This is a genomic window from Streptomyces sp. NPDC006296, assembly GCF_040613235.1.
In the GTDB taxonomy this organism is placed as follows: Bacteria; Actinomycetota; Actinomycetes; order Streptomycetales; family Streptomycetaceae; genus Streptomyces.
In genome coordinates this window covers 48,310-66,320 of record NZ_JBEXRT010000010.1, presented here as the reverse complement: position 1 = coordinate 66,320, position 18,011 = coordinate 48,310, and the positions used below count along the sequence as shown (strand labels likewise).

Annotated in this window: 14 protein-coding genes; 8 read left to right on the top strand and 6 right to left on the bottom strand. The window is 72.0% G+C overall.

Annotated elements, in window-relative coordinates; genetic code table 11:
* Positions 1–29: 29 nt before the first annotated feature.
* The 4 genes from ABZ172_RS09600 to ABZ172_RS09585 are packed head-to-tail and all read right to left on the bottom strand — an operon-like array spanning position 30 to position 4,519.
* Positions 30–680 (bottom strand): ATP/GTP-binding protein, encoded by a 651-nt coding sequence (locus ABZ172_RS09600; RefSeq protein ID WP_356881961.1) that lies wholly within the window; start codon positions 678–680, stop codon positions 30–32.
* The gene (locus tag ABZ172_RS09595; RefSeq protein ID WP_356881959.1) at positions 661–1,074 is read right to left on the bottom strand and encodes a DUF742 domain-containing protein; all 414 of its coding nucleotides are present in this window, start codon (positions 1,072–1,074) and stop codon (positions 661–663) included. Before ABZ172_RS09595 ends, ABZ172_RS09600 begins: the two co-directional genes overlap by 20 nt.
* Entirely contained in the window at positions 1,071–1,550 is a 480-nt protein-coding gene (locus tag ABZ172_RS09590; protein WP_356881957.1) for a roadblock/LC7 domain-containing protein, read from the bottom strand. Before ABZ172_RS09590 ends, ABZ172_RS09595 begins: the two co-directional genes overlap by 4 nt.
* The gene (locus tag ABZ172_RS09585) at positions 1,547–4,519 is read right to left on the bottom strand and encodes a nitrate- and nitrite sensing domain-containing protein (RefSeq protein WP_356881955.1); all 2,973 of its coding nucleotides are present in this window, start codon (positions 4,517–4,519) and stop codon (positions 1,547–1,549) included. The genes ABZ172_RS09590 and ABZ172_RS09585 overlap by 4 nt, the downstream gene beginning before the upstream one ends.
* A 372-nt stretch (positions 4,520–4,891) precedes the next feature.
* On the opposite strand from ABZ172_RS09585, the gene ABZ172_RS09580 reads away from it, so the two are divergent.
* Positions 4,892–5,677: a hypothetical protein gene (locus ABZ172_RS09580; RefSeq protein ID WP_356881953.1), complete on the top strand. Its 786-nt coding sequence runs from the start codon at positions 4,892–4,894 to the stop codon at positions 5,675–5,677.
* Positions 5,678–5,702: 25 nt separating this feature from the next.
* On the opposite strand, the gene ABZ172_RS09575 is transcribed toward ABZ172_RS09580, so the two are convergent.
* Entirely contained in the window at positions 5,703–6,185 is a 483-nt protein-coding gene (locus ABZ172_RS09575; RefSeq protein ID WP_356881951.1) for a MarR family transcriptional regulator, read from the bottom strand.
* Between the two features lie 251 nt (positions 6,186–6,436).
* On the opposite strand from ABZ172_RS09575, the gene ABZ172_RS09570 reads away from it, so the two are divergent.
* Entirely contained in the window at positions 6,437–7,276 is an 840-nt protein-coding gene (locus ABZ172_RS09570) for a lysozyme (RefSeq protein WP_356881949.1), read from the top strand.
* A 116-nt stretch (positions 7,277–7,392) separates the two neighbouring features.
* Here ABZ172_RS09570 and lon read toward each other — a convergent pair whose 3' ends face one another.
* Positions 7,393–9,825, bottom strand: a complete 2,433-nt coding sequence (gene lon / locus ABZ172_RS09565; RefSeq protein WP_356881947.1) for an endopeptidase La — start codon at positions 9,823–9,825, stop codon at positions 7,393–7,395.
* A 128-nt stretch (positions 9,826–9,953) separates the two neighbouring features.
* Between lon and ABZ172_RS09560 the strand changes: the two genes are divergently transcribed.
* From ABZ172_RS09560 to ABZ172_RS09535, 6 genes are all read left to right on the top strand, one after another.
* Complete coding sequence (locus ABZ172_RS09560) at positions 9,954–10,811, top strand: nucleotidyltransferase domain-containing protein (protein WP_356881945.1); 858 nt, start codon at positions 9,954–9,956, stop codon at positions 10,809–10,811.
* 133 nt (positions 10,812–10,944) lie between these two features.
* The gene (locus ABZ172_RS09555; protein WP_356881943.1) at positions 10,945–11,631 is read left to right on the top strand and encodes a spermidine synthase; all 687 of its coding nucleotides are present in this window, start codon (positions 10,945–10,947) and stop codon (positions 11,629–11,631) included.
* A gap of 232 nt (positions 11,632–11,863) precedes the next feature.
* On the top strand, positions 11,864–12,601 hold the full coding sequence (locus ABZ172_RS09550; protein ID WP_014154105.1) for a response regulator transcription factor: 738 nt from the start codon (positions 11,864–11,866) through the stop codon (positions 12,599–12,601).
* Positions 12,598–13,674 carry an ATP-binding protein gene (locus ABZ172_RS09545; RefSeq protein WP_356881941.1) on the top strand — a complete coding sequence of 359 codons (1,077 nt, stop codon included), beginning with the start codon at positions 12,598–12,600 and terminating at the stop codon, positions 13,672–13,674. Before ABZ172_RS09550 ends, ABZ172_RS09545 begins: the two co-directional genes overlap by 4 nt.
* A gap of 260 nt (positions 13,675–13,934) precedes the next feature.
* Positions 13,935–17,729 carry a multifunctional oxoglutarate decarboxylase/oxoglutarate dehydrogenase thiamine pyrophosphate-binding subunit/dihydrolipoyllysine-residue succinyltransferase subunit gene (locus ABZ172_RS09540; RefSeq protein ID WP_356881939.1) on the top strand — a complete coding sequence of 1,265 codons (3,795 nt, stop codon included), beginning with the start codon at positions 13,935–13,937 and terminating at the stop codon, positions 17,727–17,729.
* A gap of 90 nt (positions 17,730–17,819) precedes the next feature.
* Positions 17,820–17,999 (top strand): DUF6104 family protein, encoded by a 180-nt coding sequence (locus ABZ172_RS09535; RefSeq protein ID WP_014048295.1) that lies wholly within the window; start codon positions 17,820–17,822, stop codon positions 17,997–17,999.
* Positions 18,000–18,011 lie beyond the last annotated feature (12 nt).

Below are 18,011 nucleotides of genomic sequence, written 5' to 3'. Positions count from 1 at the left end.
TCCGTTAGGTGGGCTGGGTACGTCTGCCGTCATTCGGGGGAGACGGCGAGCGCGTGCCGGACCAGGGCGAGCAGCGACTCGACGGCGCTGATCCGCTGACGCGCGTCCATGATCACGATCGGGACGTGCGGAGGGACGGTCAGGGCCTCCCTGACGTCGTCCTCCTCGTAACCGGGCGTTCCCTCGAAGTGGTTGACGCCGACGATGTAGGGCAGGCCGCAGCTCTCGAAGTAGTCGAGTGCGGCGAAGCAGTCGGCGAGGCGCCGGGTGTCGGCCAGGACGACCGCGCCGATCGCGCCGCGCACCATGTCGTCCCACATGAACCAGAAGCGCTGCTGCCCGGGGGTACCGAACACGTACAGGACCAGGTCGTCGTCCAGCGTCAGCCGGCCGAAGTCCATCGCGACGGTCGTGGTGACCTTGTCGGGCGTGGCCGAGAGGTCGTCGGTCCCCTCGCTGGCCTGCGTCATCACCGCCTCGGTCTGCAGCGGGGATATCTCGGAGACCGAGCGGACGAAGGTCGTCTTGCCCACCCCGAACCCGCCCGCCACCACGATCTTGGTGGCGATCGGCGCGCGCGTGTGGTCCAGCTGCCAGGCCTGCACCGACTCGTCGGGGCTGGCCTGCGTCCCCCGCTGGCGCGGGGTGAAGAGCGGCGCCTCAGAGACGGCGGAGTCCATCGAGCACCCTTTCGAGCAGCGCGCGGTCGGGCTGGCCGGTGCCGTGACCGGTGCCGTAGACGCGGATCTTTCCCTGGTCGGCCAAGTCGCTGAGCAGCACCCGGACGACTCCGAGCGGCATCTTCAACAGGGCGGAGATCTCCGCGACCGTACGCATACGGCGGCAGAGTTCGACGATGGCGTGGAGCTCCGGCATGACCCGCGAGGCGAGGTTGCCGTTGGTCAGCTCCCGGCGCTCCTCGGGCGGGTCCAGCGCGGCCACGAACGTCTCGACGAGCAGGACGTGGCCGAAGCGGGTACGGCCGCCGGTGAGGGAGTACGGACGGACCCGCGCCACCTTGCGGTCGCCCCCTCTGACGGGGAGCTTCCGCACGGGTTCAGCAGCAGACGTCACTGGGTGCTCTCCATCGATGTGCGCAGCTCGCTGCGGAGTTCGGGGGTGAGTACGTGTCCGGCACGGCCGACGAAGAGCGCCATGTGGTAGGCGACGACGCTCATGTCGCAGTCGGGGTTGGCGTGCACACCGAGCAGGGAGCCGTCGCTGATCGACATGACGAAGACACTGCCCTCCTCCATCGCGACCATGGTCTGCTTCACGCCGCCGCCGTCCATCAGCTTGGCGGCGCCCGTCGTGAGCGACCCGATCCCGGAGACGATGGTGGCGAGGTCGGCGCTGGAGCCTCTGGGGCCCTTCTGCCGGCCCTCGGCCCTGGCCGACGTGAGACCGGGATCGGAGGAGAGCAGCATGAGCCCGTCGGACGAGACGACGGTGACCGAGTGGACTCCTGGCACCTCCTCCACGAGATTGCTCAGCAACCAGTGAAGGTTACGAGCCTCGGTGCTCAGCCCGAACGTGCTGGGCGCAGTCAACTGCGTGCCTCCTCGACTGTGTCCCCCGTCTCATCGATACGACCGTCGGTACGGTCCTGGTCGGTCTGTGGGTCGGTCCCGGCCATCTCGGCCTCGACATCGCGGCGGCCGTCCTTCGCCCCCTGGTGGAAGCCGCCGAGGCGGAGCCGCAGCGCCTCCTTGTCCACGCTGGTCCTGCGCTCGGTGGCGGCGGCCGGCACCGGCTCGGAGATCCTCGGGGTGCGCTTGGGCAGCCCCTTGCCGGTCAGGCGCTCGGGCACGGGTGCCGGGTCGGGCACCTCCTCGCCGAGGCCGGTCAGGGGCTGCCGGGGGCCGGGAAGGGCGTCGGCGACCTGCTCGGGCGCCGGACCGCTCCCGGGGCTCGTGTCGGCGGCGTGCTCGTGGCGGTCGGGCCCGATGGCGTACGGGCTCGGCGCGTCGGCCTGCGCGGGGAGGCGGACCTGCATCGTGGTCTCGGCCTCGGACTCCTCGCCGGCCGCGGGCGCGGCGGGAGAGGCCTCGGGCGCGGGCGCGGGCGCGGCGGGAGCCTGCGGCACGGCGTCCGGTTCCGGGGCGTCCGGCGTCACGGTCTCCGGCCGCACGGCGGTCTCCGGCGCGGGCGCGGCGGGCGTCCGTGCCCCCGCGTCCGGCGCCGCGGGGTCTGCGGCGGGGTCGGGCGCGGCGGGGCCGGTGACGGCGCCTTCCGGCGCGGGCCCGGTCCCGGCCGCCGCGTGGCCCGCCGCCCGGGCGGTGCGCTCGGCGGCCTCGATCAGCGGATCCGCCTCGGGGAGGCCCGGACGGGACGGCAGGGCGTTGGAGTTCGCCTCGGCCACGGAACCCGGGAGGTTCAGCGCGGGGGCGTCCCCGGAGAGCGGCACCGGCGGCGGCCCGGCGGCGGGCGGCGCCTTGGGCAGCAGCGTCTGCGGAAGGACCACGACCGCCGTCACCCCGCTCCCCTTCTGCTCGCGCAGCTGTACCCGTACGCCGTGGCGGGCGGCCAGCAGCGAGATCACCTGAAGACCCAGCCCGGCACCGTCCGCGGCCTGTTCACCGGCCTCGAAGGACGCCGGGTCCGCCAGCCTGGCATTGAGCTCGCCCATCCGGACCGCCGACATGCCGATGCCCGCGTCCTGCACGGAGAGCGTCACCTCTCCGGTCTCCAGCAGCCAGCCGGAGAGCTCGACATGGGAGTCGGGCGGGGAGAAGGAGGTCGCGTTCTCCAGGAGTTCGGCGACCAGGTGGCTCACGTCGTCGGCCGCGAAGCCCGCGATCTGGGCGTGCGGCGGCAGCGACTGGATGGTGACCCGCTCGTACCGCTCGATCTCGCTGACCGCGGCGCGCAGCACGTCCACGAGCGGGATCGGGCCCACGTGCCCCTGGTTGTGGTCGGTCCCCGCGAGGACCAGCAGGTTCTCGCTGTGGCGCCGCATCACGGTGGCCATGTGGTCCAGCTTGAAGAGGGTCGCCAGGCGCTCGGGGTCCTGCTCGCGCTCCTCCATGCCCTCGATCACGCCGAGCTGGCGCTCGACGAGGCCGAGGGTGCGCAGCGACAGGTTCACGAAGGTGTGGTGGACGGTGTTCCGCAGGCGTTCGAGCTGCCCGGTGAGCTCCTTCACCTGGCCCTGGAGCTCGGCCCGCTGGAGGGTGAGTTCCTCACGCCCGGCGATCAGATCACCGCGCTCGCCCTGCAGGGTCTCGACCCGGCCGGAGACGTCGTGCCGGAGTCCGTGCAGCCTGCCGTGCAGGGCGTTGATGGACCGGACGACCTGGGCGAACTCGTCGTTGCGCCCGGTGTAGCGGACCGGTTCGGCGGTCTCCGGCTCGGCTGCGATCCGGCCGGCCCCGATCCGCAGGACGGCGAGCGGCTGGGTGAGGGTGCGAGCGACGGCGGTGGAGACGCCGACGGCGATCAGCAGGCAGCCGCCGAGCAGGGCGAGACTGAGCTCCAGCGCGGTGACGTCGTCGTCGCGGAGTTGTTCCAGCCGCTCGATCTGTGCGGTGGCCAGCGCCGACTCGACCCCGCGCATCCGGTCGATCCGGGCGGACAGCGCGGCCTCGACCTTATCGGGGTCGGCCTTCCGGTCGGTGTCGGAGAGTTCGGGGCGGTCGGTGAACCGGGTGAGGTACTTCTCCGCCCCGGTGACCTCGGGGCCGGTGACCGTGGAGGCCAGCCGGTCGCGCGCGGAGCGCCCGGCCGCCTGGTCGAACTCGGCGAGCGAGGCGAGCTCGCGGACCCGTGCCTGCTGGGCGGCGGCGCTGAGTTCGTCGCGGTCGCCGTCGTCGGTGCCGGTGTCCTGGCTCTGGACGGGCAGACCGGTGAACGGGTCGATCTGCTGCTGCGGCTGGGTGCCGGGCACCGCGAGCGCCGCCAGCAGCAACCCCCGGGTGGCGGAGGCCTGTTCGACGGCACCGCCGAGGGCGAGGGGGGCCCGGGTCGCGTCGGCGGCGCGCGGCGGGGTCTTCTCCGCGAGCTCGGCCGCGACGCCCTGGAGCTTGGCGATGACCTCGGAGTACGCCTGGTAGGCCTCCATCGCGGAGCCCTTGCCGGTGAGGGCGGTCCTGCGGAGCGAGGGGATGGCCGCGAGGTCCCTGCGCAGCGCCGCCGGGGCGGCGTCCAGGATCTCGTCGACCTGCTGGTCCACCCGGGCCGCGGGCCCCGTGGTGGCGTCCTTGCGGTCGTCCTCCTCCGCGCGGCCGCCCGCGATGTGGACGGTCACCTCGTCACGCTCGTCCGCGAGGGAGTGCGCGAGGGTGATCGCCTGCTGGTTCAGCTCGGCGAGCGTGACCAGCCGCTGGGACTCGTTGAGGTCCGAGGACGCGCTCAGGGCCGCCGGGGCGCCCGCGGCGACGACGGTGATCCCCACGACGGCGACGCCGGCGACGAGCCGGCTGCGTACCCGTACGTTCCGCTTGGAGGCACCCGCCGCCTGGGGCGTCGCCCCGGACTCCGCGCGCGTGCTGTCCTTGCTCCGAGGCCGCTTCTTCTGCACCGGTGCTCGCAATCTTGACTCGTCCGCCCTTGAAGCAGAGGTGACGCACGGTCACGTGGGAGAGGCACCCCGCCCTGGATGTGCACCGTACGGCTTCCGACCATTCCAGCGCTTATGGGAGGGGGCCGTGCATCAACCGCTCCGCCACTCGAACGAGTGAACCGCAATCCGGAGTTGGCGAACAAGTCTCCCCACCGGCGCCGCCCGGCATGCACGGTCCGCCGGGTGGAAGTTCGGGCCAGGCTTTGGCAGTATGCCCGCCCGCATATGCAGCGAGCCCGTGCCGTCCCGGCGGAGGGGCGCCTGACCTGCTGGTACGGCTCGGCCGGGGGTTCGTGCAGGGGCCGTGAAGACGTCGTGCAGACTGGCCGGATGCGCATCGAGATCGCCACCGAGCCGGGCAGTGCCGAACGCCCCAACGAGGACTGGGCGTCGGCAGCCGTCCCCGCAGCAGGGCGGGGTGGTGCGCTCGTCGTCCTGGACGGTGTCACCCCGCCGGCGGGCGACGACGGCTGTGTGCACTCGGTCCCCTGGTTCACCGCGCGCCTCGGCGGCGCCCTGGCCGAACTGTGCGCTTCCCGGCGGGACCTGACGCTGCCGGAGATCCTCGCCGAGGCCGTCCGGCGCACCGCCGACGCCCATCGGCCCCTGTGTGACCTTTCTCACCCGCGTACACCTCAGGCGACGGTGGTCCTGGCGCGCTGGGACGCGGAGCGGGTCGAGCACCTGGTGCTCTCCGACTCCGTCCTGCTCGTCGAGGCGCCCGGCGGTTCCGTACGGCCGCTGCTCGACGACCGCCTCGACCGGCTGCCGCCGGGCACGCTGGCCTCGGAGGAGATCGCGGACGCGCGGGCCCGCAACAAGGAGGGCGGCTTCTTCACCGCTGCGGCGGATCCCTCGGTGGCGTCACGCGCGGTGACCGGCGAGACCCCGCGATCGGAGGTGCGGGCCCTGGCGGCGCTGACCGACGGGGCGAGCCGCTGGACGGAGAAGTTCCGGGAGGGCGACTGGGCCGCCGCGCTGGAGGTACTGCGCCGGGAGGGGCCGCAGCGGCTGATCGACCGCGTCCGGGAGCTGGAGCGGGCCGACACCGACCGCGTGCACCTGGGCCGCGGCAAGCGGCACGACGACGCCACGGCGCTCCTCGTGGAGCTGTAGCCGCCGGGCGCGTCCGGTCCTCCGCTCAGCCCTCCGCGCGCTCGTTCAAGTGGTGGAGCAGGCGGGCCAGTTCGGCGACCTCGGTCCGGTCCCAGCCCGCGAGCTTGCGGGCGTAGCGGCCCCGGCGGGCGTCGCGGACGCTGCGGAAGCGCGTGAGGCCGTCGTCCGTGAGGTGGACGAGCGAGGCGCGGCCGTCCGCGGGGTCGGTCTCCCGCGCCACCAGCCCGAGGCCCTCCAGGGCCCGCAACTGGCGGCTCATGGTCGCCTTGCCCACGCCGAAGTAGGCGGCGAGATCCGTGGCGCGCTGCGGCCCCGCGGACTCCAGCCGTACGAGGAGCCCGTAGGCCGCGGCCTCCAGGTCCGGGTGGACCTCGCGGGCCATCTCCCCCGAGTTGGCCCGCGCCCGGCGCAGGAAGACCGCCAACTCGCGCTCCAGGGCGAGGAACTCGTGGTCCACCCCGGTCCCGGGCGTCGCGCCGGGTCCACCGTCGGTTCCGCTCCCGTGCACGTCCGCACCCCTCATACTCTTTCCCGCCGATGAAACTTTCTTCCCGCCGCGGCCGTCTCCGCAGCTGGGCCAGTATTTCGCAGGCGTAGACCTCCGGCAGTGCCCGGACCCCCTTCCGGAGCGCGGGTCTACGTGCGTAGCTTCAGGAGCGCCCTGGGTGGCATGTCCACACCATGGCGCCCGTACCGCAGGAGTGTCCCGCACCCGCTCCTGGGCCATGAGCTCCCCCACCGAGCCCTCGGAGGCACGCAATGCCCGTGCACGGATCCGGTACCGCAGCCCCCCGCAGCCGCCGCCGCTTCGCGGCCGGCACCCTCCTCGCCGCCCTCGCCCTCGCGCTCGCGGCGCCCGGCCCGGCCTCCGCGGCCGGCTCCGCCGCCTTCCCCGAACGCGGGACGGCGCGGATGGGCCAGGGCGTCATCGCCCACGACGGCCAGGGCGGCACCCCCGCCGGTGCGCGGGCCGTCCAGACCGAGGGCGTCGACGTCAGCGGCCACCAGGGCGACGTCGCCTGGCCGGTGCTCTGGAACAGCGGGGTGAAGTGGGCCTACGTCAAGGCCACCGAGGGCACCTACTACAAGAACACCTCCTTCACCCAGCAGTACAACGGCTCCTACGACGTCGGGATGATCCGGGGCACCTACCACTTCGCCACCCCGGACACGACCGGCGGCGCCGCCCAGGCGAACTACTTCGTGGACAACGGCGGCGGCTGGTCCAGGGACGGCAGGACGCTGCCCGGCGTCCTGGACATCGAGTGGAATCCGTACGGCGCGCAGTGCTACGGCAAGACCCAGGCCGGCATGGTCGCCTGGATCCGCGACTTCGTGAACACCTACCGGGCGCGCACCGGCCGGGACGCGGTGATCTACACCGCGACCAGCTGGTGGAAGGACTGCACCGGCAACGACGCGGGCTTCGGCGCCACCAACCCGCTCTGGGTGGCGCGCTACAACGGCACGGTCGGCGAACTCCCGGCCGGATGGGGCTACTACACGATGTGGCAGTACACGTCCTCCGGTCCGACCGTCGGTGACCACAACCGCTTCAACGGCGACGTCGACCGGGTGGTGGCGCTCGCGAACGGCTGATCCGCGCCGCTCCCGTCCGCGGCGGAGCCCGCACGCGGAACGGCCCGCCCTCCCCGGGGAGGACGGGCCGTCCGTACCGGCCGTCGGCGTGGTGCCGCCCCGTCACGGCACGGCACCTACGCGGCGGCCGGGATCCTGTCCCGCACCCCGGCCGGGGCGAGCGCGATCTCCAGCACCTGGCGGACGTCGGTCACCGGGTGCACCTCCAGGGTGTCCAGGACCTCGGCCGGGACGTCGTCCAGATCGGCCTCGTTCCGCTGGGGGATCACCACGGTGGTGATGCCCGCGCGGTGGGCGGCGAGCAGCTTCTGCTTGAGTCCGCCGATCGGCAGCACCCGTCCGGTCAGCGACACCTCACCGGTCATCGCCACGTCGGTGCGGACCAGCCGGCCGGAGAGCAGCGAGGCCAGCGCGGTCGTCAGCGTGATGCCGGCGCTCGGACCGTCCTTCGGGACCGCGCCCGCCGGGAAGTGGATGTGCACGCCCCGGTCCTTGAGGTCCGCGACCGGAAGCTCCAGCTCCGCGCCGTGCGAGCGCAGGAAGCTCAGGGCGATCTGCGCGGACTCCTTCATGACGTCGCCGAGCTGGCCGGTCAGGGTCAGTCCGGACGCCCCGGTCTCCGGGTCGGCGAGCGAGGCCTCGACGAACAGCACGTCACCGCCCGCCCCGGTCACCGCGAGCCCGGTGGCCACACCCGGCACCGAGGTGCGGCGCTCCGCCGGGTCCTGGGCGGACTCGGGGACGTGGTGCGGCCGTCCGATCAGACCTCGCAGGTCCTGATCGGTCACCGTGAACGGGAGCTCCCGCTCACCCAGTTCGTGCTGGGCGGCGACCTTGCGGAGCAGCCGTGCGACCGACCGCTCCAGGTTCCGCACCCCGGCCTCCCGGGTGTACTCGCCCGCCAGCTTGCGCAGGGCGGACTCGTCCAGGCCGACCTCGTCCTTCTCCAGACCGGCCCGCTCCAGCTGGCGCGGCAGCAGGTGGTCGCGGGCGATGACGACCTTCTCGTCCTCGGTGTAGCCGTCCAGGGTGACCAGCTCCATACGGTCGAGCAGGGCCTCCGGGATGGCGTCGAGGACATTGGCCGTGGCCAGGAACACGACGTCGCTGAGGTCGAGCTCGACCTCCAGGTAGTGGTCGCGGAAGGTGTGGTTCTGCGCCGGGTCGAGCACTTCGAGCAGGGCGGCCGCGGGGTCGCCCCGGAAGTCGGAGCCGACCTTGTCGATCTCGTCGAGCAGGACGACCGGGTTCATCGAGCCGGCCTCCTTGACGGCCCGGACGATGCGGCCGGGGAGCGCGCCGACGTACGTACGCCGGTGGCCGCGGATCTCCGCCTCGTCCCGCACCCCGCCGAGCGCGACCCGGACGAACTTGCGCCCCATGGCGTGCGCCACCGACTCACCGAGCGAGGTCTTGCCCACGCCGGGCGGGCCGACCAGGGCCAGCACGGCGCCGCCGCGCCGGCCGCCGACCACTCCGAGCCCCCGGTCCGCGCGCCGCTTGCGCACCGCGAGGTACTCGGTGATGCGCTCCTTCACGTCGGCCAGGCCCGCGTGTTCGGCGTCGAGGACCTCCCGGGCCCCGCGGATGTCGTACGCGTCCTCGGTCCGCTCGTTCCACGGAAGCTCCAGCACGGTGTCCAGCCAGGTGCGGATCCAGGACCCCTCGGGGCTCTGGTCGGAGGCGCGCTCCAGCTTCTCGACCTCCTTGAGGGCGGCCTCGCGGACGTGCCCGGGGAGGTCGGCGGCCTCGACGCGCGCCCGGTAGTCGTCGGACTCGTCCGCGCCGGTGCCGGACTCGCCGTTGAGCTCGGAGAGCTCCTTGCGCACGGCGTCGAGCTGACGCCGCAGCAGGAACTCGCGCTGCTGCTTGTCCACGCCCTCCTGCACGTCCTTGGCGATGGACTCGGCGACGTCCTGTTCGGCGAGGTGCTCGCCGAGCCACTGGACGGCCAGCTTCAGACGGGCGACCGCGTCGGCGGTCTCCAGCAGCTGGACCTTCTGGGCCGTGGTGAGGAAGGGCGAGTAGCCGGAGTTGTCGGCGAGCGCGGAGATGTCCTCGATCTGCTGGACCCGGTCCACGACCTGCCAGGCGCCGCGCTTCTTCAGCCAGCTGGTCGCGAGGGCCTTGTACTCCTTGGCCAGCTCGGCGGCGGAGCCGGGCAGCGGATCGGGCAGGGACACGTCGACCCGGGTGCCCTCCACCCACAGCGCGTTGCCGGGGCCGCTGGTCCCGGCGCCGATGCGCACCCGGTCGCGGGCCCGGATCAGGGCGCCGGGGTCTCCGTCGGAGAGCCGCCCCACCTGTTCCACGGTGCCGAGGACCCCGGTGCCGGTGTAGCTCCCGTCGACGCGCGGCACGAGCAGCACCTCGGGCTTGCCGCCCCCGGGCCGCGCGACGGCCTGGGCGGCCTCCACGGCGGCGCGCACCTCCGCGTCCGACAGATCGAGCGGCACCACCATTCCGGGCAGTACGACCTCGTCGTCCAGCGGCAGCACGGGCAGGTCGATCGGCGTGGACGCACCGGAGGCGTTGGATCCTGCAGTCATGATCTCCCCTTAGGCAGGCAAGTTGAGCTATGTGGACTCAATGCTTATGAGCCCCCCGATGTTCCCCGGCCTGCGTTCGCTGTGAGCGATCAGTCGCACCGGGCCCTCCGACCTGCGAGGCTCCCGGCATGGCGGGAACAGCGGGACACGCACCGGAGACCACACCCGGCGACAAGGGGCTCGCGGCGGACGGGACCATCCGCCGCGAGGGTGCGCCGGAGCGCGTCCGGGCGGACTTCGCCCCGGTGGTCGAGGCGGCCCGGGTGCGCCTCGCCGGTGCCTTCGGCCCCGGACGCCCGCACAGCGCGTACCTCTACGGCAGCGTCCCGAGGGGCACGGCCATTCCCGGCGTGTCCGATCTGGACCTGCTGGTCGCCCTGGACGACGAGCCCACCGCCCGGGACCGGGCGGTGGCGGAGGAGACCGCCGCGGCGCTCGACTCGGCCTTCCCCGTGGTCGACGGCGTGGGCCTGCTCCTCTCTTCCGTACGGAGCCTGCTGAGCGAGGCGGAGCGCCACGACGGGGGATTCTTCGTCGCCTGCCTCTGCACCCCGCTGTTCGGCGACGATCTGGCGCTCCGCCTGCCGCGCTACCGCCCCACCTCGCTGCTGGCCCGTGAGACCAACGGCGATCTGGCCCTCGCCCTCCCCCGCTGGCGCGCCGCAGCGGCGGGGGCCACGACGGACGAGGCGCGGCTGCGGCTGAACCGGCGGGTCGCACGACGCCTGGTCCGTTCGGCGTTCACGCTGGTCATGCCGCGCTGGGGCGGCTGGACGAGCGATCTGGACCGGTCCGCCGGACTGTTCGCGGACCACTACCCGGACCGCCCCGTTCGCGCCGCGCAGGTCCGGGCCGCCGCCGTCCTCGCGCGCACCCCGTCGCCGGCTCCGTCCGGGTCGGCGATGCTGATCGAGGACCTGGCCCCCTGGCTCGCGGCCGAGTACACCGCGGTCCACGGGACGAAGGCGCCCCGCCCCGCGGGGTGACGCCGGGCGGGGCGGCCCGGGGAGTGACGCCGGGGAAACCGCTGGCGGGCCGGGGGCCCGGCGGGGAAAAATGAGGCGGCCCGAAGGAAGACCGAGACGCGCCCGCCGCCCGCCGGAGACCGGAGACCCGCCCATGCCGCCCGCCGCTGACACTCCCCGCCCCGTCGTCGTCGACCGGCGCGAGGGGCCCTTCGGTGAAGTCGTCCTGCGCGAGCGCGGCGCCGACTTCGAGATCATCGCCAACGGATGCTTCCTGATGGACACGTCCGACGGACGGTCCGAGCGGCTGCTGATCGACGCGGCGCTCGGCGCCCTGCCCGCCGGCCGTCCGGATCTCTCGGTGCTGATCGGCGGGCTGGGCGTCGGTTTCTCGCTGGTCCGGGCGGCCGAGGAGCCGCGCTGGAGCCGGATCGCGGTCGTCGAGCGCGAACAGGCCGTCGTGGACTGGCACTTCGGGGGACCGCTCGGCCGGATCTCGGGAGCGGCACTCACCGATCCGCGGACCGAGATCCTCCGTACGGACCTCGTCGCCCACCTGAGCACGACCACGGAGCGTTACGACGCCCTGTGCCTGGACATCGACAACGGCCCCGACTGGACCGTCACCGAGGACAACGGAAGCCTCTACTCCCCCACCGGTCTCGCGGCCTGCCGGGCCCGCCTGAAGCCCGGCGGAGTGCTCGCCGTATGGTCCGCGCAGCCGTCCGAGCACTTCGCCGAAGCCTTGCGGAATGCCGGATTCCACGCAGTAAGGACCGAAGAAGTAGCCGTTGCCCGAGGTGTGCCGGACGTGGTCCATCTCGCACTCAGGGAGGACTGAACCACTCCCCGGCGCACCCGGCCCGGCTGCCGCACCGACCGTACGCCCCAAGTCCGCCGGTACGTATCCTTTCCGTGGGTAACACCTTCACGACGGACAACACCCTGCGTAGCCGGGAGACCCTCTCTGCCCTTACGCTGCTGACCGTCACAAGGGATCACCCACGACATCCACAAGCGATAACCGTGCCTCCGGGGGAATGGCCTCCGCGAGAACGGGCAGGGGCGGGGCGATGGAACAGACACACACCACCCACAACGGCGTCGCGGCCACCCCGGGGGCACAGCGCCGGGTGCTGGTGGTAGAGGACGACGCCACGATCGTCGACGCCATTTCCGCCCGGCTGCGGGCCGAGGGCTTCCTGGTGCAGACCGCGCTCGACGGTCCGGCGGCCGTGGACGCGGCGGAGGCCTGGCAGCCCGACCTCATGGTGCTCGACATCATGCTTCCCGGCTTCGACGGCCTGGAGGTCTGCCGCCGCGTGCAGGCGCAGCGTCCCGTTCCGGTCCTCATGCTCACCGCGCGCGACGACGAGACGGACATGCTGGTCGGGCTCGGCGTCGGCGCCGACGACTACATGACCAAGCCGTTCTCCATGCGGGAACTGGCGGCGCGGGTGCACGTCCTGCTGCGCCGGGTCGAGCGGGCCGCCCTGGCCGCGGTGACGCCGCGCAGCGGCATCCTGCGCCTCGGCGAGCTGGAGATCGACCACGCGCAGCGCCGCGTCCGGGTGCGCGCGGACGACGTCCACCTCACCCCGACCGAGTTCGACCTGCTGGTCTGCCTGGCCAACACCCCGCGCGCGGTGCTCTCCAGGGAGCAGCTGCTGGCCGAGGTCTGGGACTGGGCCGACGCTTCCGGGACCCGTACGGTCGACAGCCACATCAAGGCGCTGCGCCGGAAGATCGGCGCCGAGCGGATCCGTACCGTGCACGGCGTCGGCTACGCCCTGGAGACCCCCGCGCCATGACGCGGCCCGGCTCCGGACTGCGGCCCTTCTCCATCAAGGCCAAGCTGGGCACGCTCGTGGTGGTCTCCGTGTTCATCACGACCGGGCTCCTCATCGTCGCCCTGCGGACCAGGACCGAGTTCCGGTTCATCACGGTCTTCTCGGTGATCGCCACCCTGCTGATCACCCAGTTCGTGGCGCACGGGCTGACCGCGCCGCTGGACGAAATGCGCGCCGTCGCACGGTCGATCTCGCACGGCGACTACACACGCCGCGTGAGCGGCGCCGGACGGCGTGACGAGCTCGGCGACCTGGCGCAGACGATCAACCGCATGGCGGACGACCTGGAGGCGGAGGACCGGCACCGCAAGGAGCTGGTGGCCAACGTCTCCCATGAGCTGCGCACACCGATCGCGGCGCTCAGAGCCGTCCTGGAGAACGTGGTGGACGGGGTGTCCGCCGCGGATCCGGAGACCATGCGCACCGCGCTCAAGCAGACCGAGCGCCTGGGCCGGCTCGTGGAGACCCTGCTGGACCTCTCCCGGCTGGACAACGGCGTCCTGGCGATCAAGGCGCGGCGCTTCGAGGTCTGGCCGTACCTGTCGGGCGTGCTGAAGGAGGCGAACCTCGCCTCCTCGCAGCGCCGGCTCCCCTCCGGTTCGGGCAACCACTCCCGTACGGACGTCCATCTGCACCTCGACGTGTCGCCGCCGGAGCTGACCGCGCACGCGGACGCGGAACGCCTGCACCAGGTGGTCGCCAACCTCATCGACAACGCGGTGAAGCACAGCCCGCCGCACGGCCGGGTCACGGTGCTGGCACGGCGCGGGGAGCACCCCGAGTCGCTGGAGCTGGAGGTCATCGACGAGGGCCCCGGCATCCCCGAGGCGGAGCGCCACCGCGTCTTCGAGCGCTTCAACCGCGGTCAGGTGCCGTCCCCGCACGGGCCGGGCAGCGACGGCGGCACGGGGCTGGGCCTCGCGATCGCCCGCTGGGCGGTGGATCTGCACGGTGGCCGTATCGGGGTGGCCGAATCCGCCCGCGGATGCCGCATCCAGGTCACCCTTCCGGGGGACGTAAGAACGCGGGCTTGACTCTGCGTTCGAGCCGAGGGGAACGCGTTTCCTCTTCCTCTCGGGGAAGAGATACGGTCCAGGGGGCCGTAGCACCGGTCCCGCGTACCCGAAGGGCAGTGGAACCCTGCTTGTTTCCCGCCATTTCATGCGCCGAAACCCGGCTTCCGATGTGATGTGCACGACGAAGACGGGCCCGGCCTGCACGTTACGGCTCGGGAGGCGTAGCCTTGATTTCCGCTGTCCATCACCTTGTGAAGCGGAAGAGGGCGGTTGCCGCCGTGTCGTCTCAGTCCCCCAGTAACTCGAGCATCTCGACCGATCAAGAAGCGAGCTCCGGGTCCAACCCGGCCGCCGCTTTCGGTCCCAATGAGTGGCTCGTCGACGAGATCTACCAGCAGTACCTCCAGGATCCCAACTCGGTCGACCGTGCCTGGTGGGACTTCTTCGCCGACTACAAGCCGGGTGCGTCCGGCACGGCGGACAAGTCCGTTCCCGCAGCCGCGGGAGCGGTGACCCCGGCCCCGGCCGCCACCGCCGCGAGCACCGTGAACAACAGCGCTCCGGCCCAGGCTCCGGCAGCGCCCCCCGCCGCACCGGCCGCGCCCGCGAAGGCCGCTCCGGCGGCTCCGGCCGCCCCCGCGAAGGCCGCGCCCGCCAAGGCGGCGCCGGCACCCGCGAAGGCGGAGGCACCGGCCGAGGCCCCCGGCGGCCCGGAGTTCGTGACGCTGCGCGGCCCCTCCGCCGCCGTGGCGAAGAACATGAACGCCTCCCTGGAGCTGCCGACGGCCACGTCGGTCCGCGCCGTTCCGGTGAAGCTGCTGTTCGACAACCGCATCGTCATCAACAACCACCTCAAGCGGGCCCGCGGCGGGAAGATCTCCTTCACCCACCTCATCGGGTACGCGATGGTGCAGGCCCTCAAGGCCATGCCGTCGATGAACCACTCCTTCGCGGTGAAGGACGGCAAGCCGACCCTGGTCAAGCCGGAGCACGTCAACCTCGGCCTGGCCATCGACCTGGTGAAGCCGAACGGCGACCGCCAGCTCGTCGTCGCGGCCATCAAGAAGGCCGAGACCCTCAACTTCTTCGAGTTCTGGCAGGCCTACGAGGACATCGTCCGGCGTGCCCGCGTCGGCAAGCTCGGCATGGACGACTTCTCCGGGGTCACCGCCTCGCTGACGAACCCCGGTGGCATCGGCACCGTCCACTCGGTGCCCCGCCTGATGCCCGGACAGGGCCTCATCATGGGTGTCGGCGCGATGGACTACCCGGCGGAGTTCCAGGGCACCTCGCAGGACACCCTGAACAAGCTGGGCATCTCGAAGGTCATGACCCTGACCTCGACCTACGACCACCGGGTCATCCAGGGTGCCGCGTCCGGCGAGTTCCTCCGGGTCCTGGCCCAGCTGCTGCTCGGCGAGAACGACTTCTACGACGAGATCTTCAAGGCGCTGCGCATCCCCTACGAGCCGGTCCGCTGGCTCAAGGACATCGACGCCTCGCACGACGACGACGTCACCAAGGCCGCGCGGGTCTTCGAGCTGATCCACTCCTACCGGGTCCGGGGCCACGTCATGGCCGACACCGACCCGCTGGAGTACCGCCAGCGCAAGCACCCCGACCTGGACATCACCGAGCACGGCCTCACCCTGTGGGACCTGGAGCGCGACTTCGCGGTCGGCGGGTTCGCCGGCAAGACGATGATGAAGCTCCGCGACATCCTCGGCGTCCTGCGTGAGTCGTACTGCCGCACCACCGGCATCGAGTTCATGCACATCCAGGAGCCGAAGGAGCGCAAGTGGCTCCAGGACCGGGTGGAGCGTCCGCGCCCGGCCCCGGAGCGCGAGGAGCAGCTGCGGATCCTGCGCCGCCTCAACGCCGCCGAGGCGTTCGAGACGTTCCTGCAGACCAAGTACGTCGGCCAGAAGCGGTTCTCGCTGGAGGGCGGCGAGTCCGTCATCCCGCTGCTCGACGCGGTCATCGACTCCGCCGCCGAGGCCCGCCTCGACGAGGTCGTCATCGGCATGGCCCACCGCGGCCGGCTGAACGTCCTGGCGAACATCGTGGGCAAGTCCTACGCCCAGATCTTCCGGGAGTTCGAGGGCAACCTCGATCCGCGGTCGATGCACGGCTCCGGCGACGTCAAGTACCACCTGGGCGCCGAGGGCACCTTCACCGGTCTGGACGGCGAGCAGATCAAGGTCTCGCTGGCCGCCAACCCCTCGCACCTGGAGGCGGTCGACCCGGTCCTCGAAGGCATCGCGCGCGCCAAGCAGGACATCATCAACAAGGGCGGCACGGACTTCACGGTGCTGCCCGTCGCCCTCCACGGCGACGCGGCCTTCGCGGGCCAGGGCGTCGTCGCCGAGACGCTCAACATGTCGCAGCTGCGCGGCTACCGCACCGGCGGCACCGTGCATGTGGTGATCAACAACCAGGTCGGCTTCACCGCCGCCCCGGAGTCCTCGCGCTCCTCGATGTACGCCACGGACGTGGCGCGCATGATCGAGGCGCCGATCATCCACGTCAACGGCGACGACCCGGAGGCCGTGGTCCGCGTCGCGCGGCTCGCCTTCGAGTACCGGCAGACGTTCAACAAGGACGTCGTGATCGACCTCATCTGCTACCGCCGCCGCGGTCACAACGAGGGCGACAACCCGGAGTTCACCAACCCGCAGATGTACACCCTGATCGACAAGAAGCGCTCGGTGCGCAAGCTCTACACCGAGTCGCTCATCGGTCGCGGCGACATCACGCTGGAAGAGGCCGAGCAGGCCCTCCAGGACTTCCAGGGCCAGCTGGAGAAGGTCTTCGCGGAGGTCCGTGAGGCCACCTCGGCGCCGTCCCAGCCGCATGTCCCGGACGTCCAGGCGGAGTTCCCGGTCTCGGTGGGCACCGCGGTGTCCTCGGAGGTCGTGAAGCTGATCGCCGAGTCGCAGGTCAACATCCCCGACGGCATCACGGTGCACCCGCGTCTGCTCCCGCAGATGCAGCGCCGCGCGGCCTCCGTGGAGAACGGCACGATCGACTGGGGCATGGGCGAGACCCTGGCCATCGGTTCGCTGCTGATGGAGGGCACCCCGGTCCGGCTCGCCGGCCAGGACACCCGCCGCGGCACGTTCGGCCAGCGCCACGCCGTCCTCGTCGACCAGAAGACCGGCGAGGACTACACCCCGCTGCTCTACCTCTCCGACGACCAGGCCCGTTACAACGTCTACGACTCGCTGCTCAGCGAGTACGCGGCGATGGGCTTCGAGTACGGCTACTCCCTGGCCCGCCCGGAGTCCCTGGTCATCTGGGAGGCGCAGTTCGGCGACTTCGTCAACGGCGCGCAGACCGTCGTGGACGAGTTCATCTCCTCCGCCGAGCAGAAGTGGGGCCAGACGTCCGGCGTCACCCTGCTGCTCCCGCACGGCTACGAGGGCCAGGGTCCGGACCACTCGTCCGCCCGCCCGGAGCGCTTCCTGCAGATGTGCGCGCAGGACAACATGACGGTCGCCATGCCGACCCTCCCGTCGAACTACTTCCACCTTCTGCGCTGGCAGGTGCACAACCCGCACCACAAGCCGCTGATCGTCTTCACCCCGAAGTCGATGCTGCGTCTGAAGGCGGCGGCCTCGAAGGCCGAGGAGTTCACCTCGGGCGGCTTCCGTCCGGTCATCGGCGACGACACGGTGAGCGCCGAGGCGGTCCGCAAGGTCGTCTTCGTGTCCGGGAAGCTCTACTACGACCTGGACGCCGAACGCGAGAAGCGCGGCGACACGGAGACGGCGATCATCCGGCTGGAGCGCCTGTACCCGCTGCCGGGTGCGGAGATCCAGGCCGAGATCGCCAAGTACCCGAACGCCGAGAAGTACCTCTGGGCCCAGGAGGAGCCGGCGAACCAGGGTGCGTGGCCGTTCATCGCGCTCAACCTGATCGACCACCTGGACCTGGCCGTCGGCTCGGACGTGCCGCACGGTGAGCGCCTGCGCCGCATCTCGCGTCCGCACGGCTCGTCCCCGGCGGTCGGCTCGGCCAAGCGTCACCAGGCCGAGCAGACCCAGCTGGTCAACGAGGTGTTCGAGGCCTGATCAGCGGCGGTACGCCACCTCGGGGCCCGGTTCCGCGAGCAACTCGCGGGGCCGGGCTCCGGCGTTCTCCGGCCTCGTTATTCTGGTCGTATGTACTTCACGGACCGTGGCATCGAGGAGCTGGAGAAGCGGCGCGGCGAGGAGGAGGTCACCTTCGAGTGGCTCGCCGAGCAGCTCCGTACGTTCGTCGACCTCAACCCCGACTTCGAGGTCCCCGTCGAGCGCCTCGCGACGTGGCTGGCCCGGCTGGACGACGACGAGGACGAGTAGGACGGATCCCCG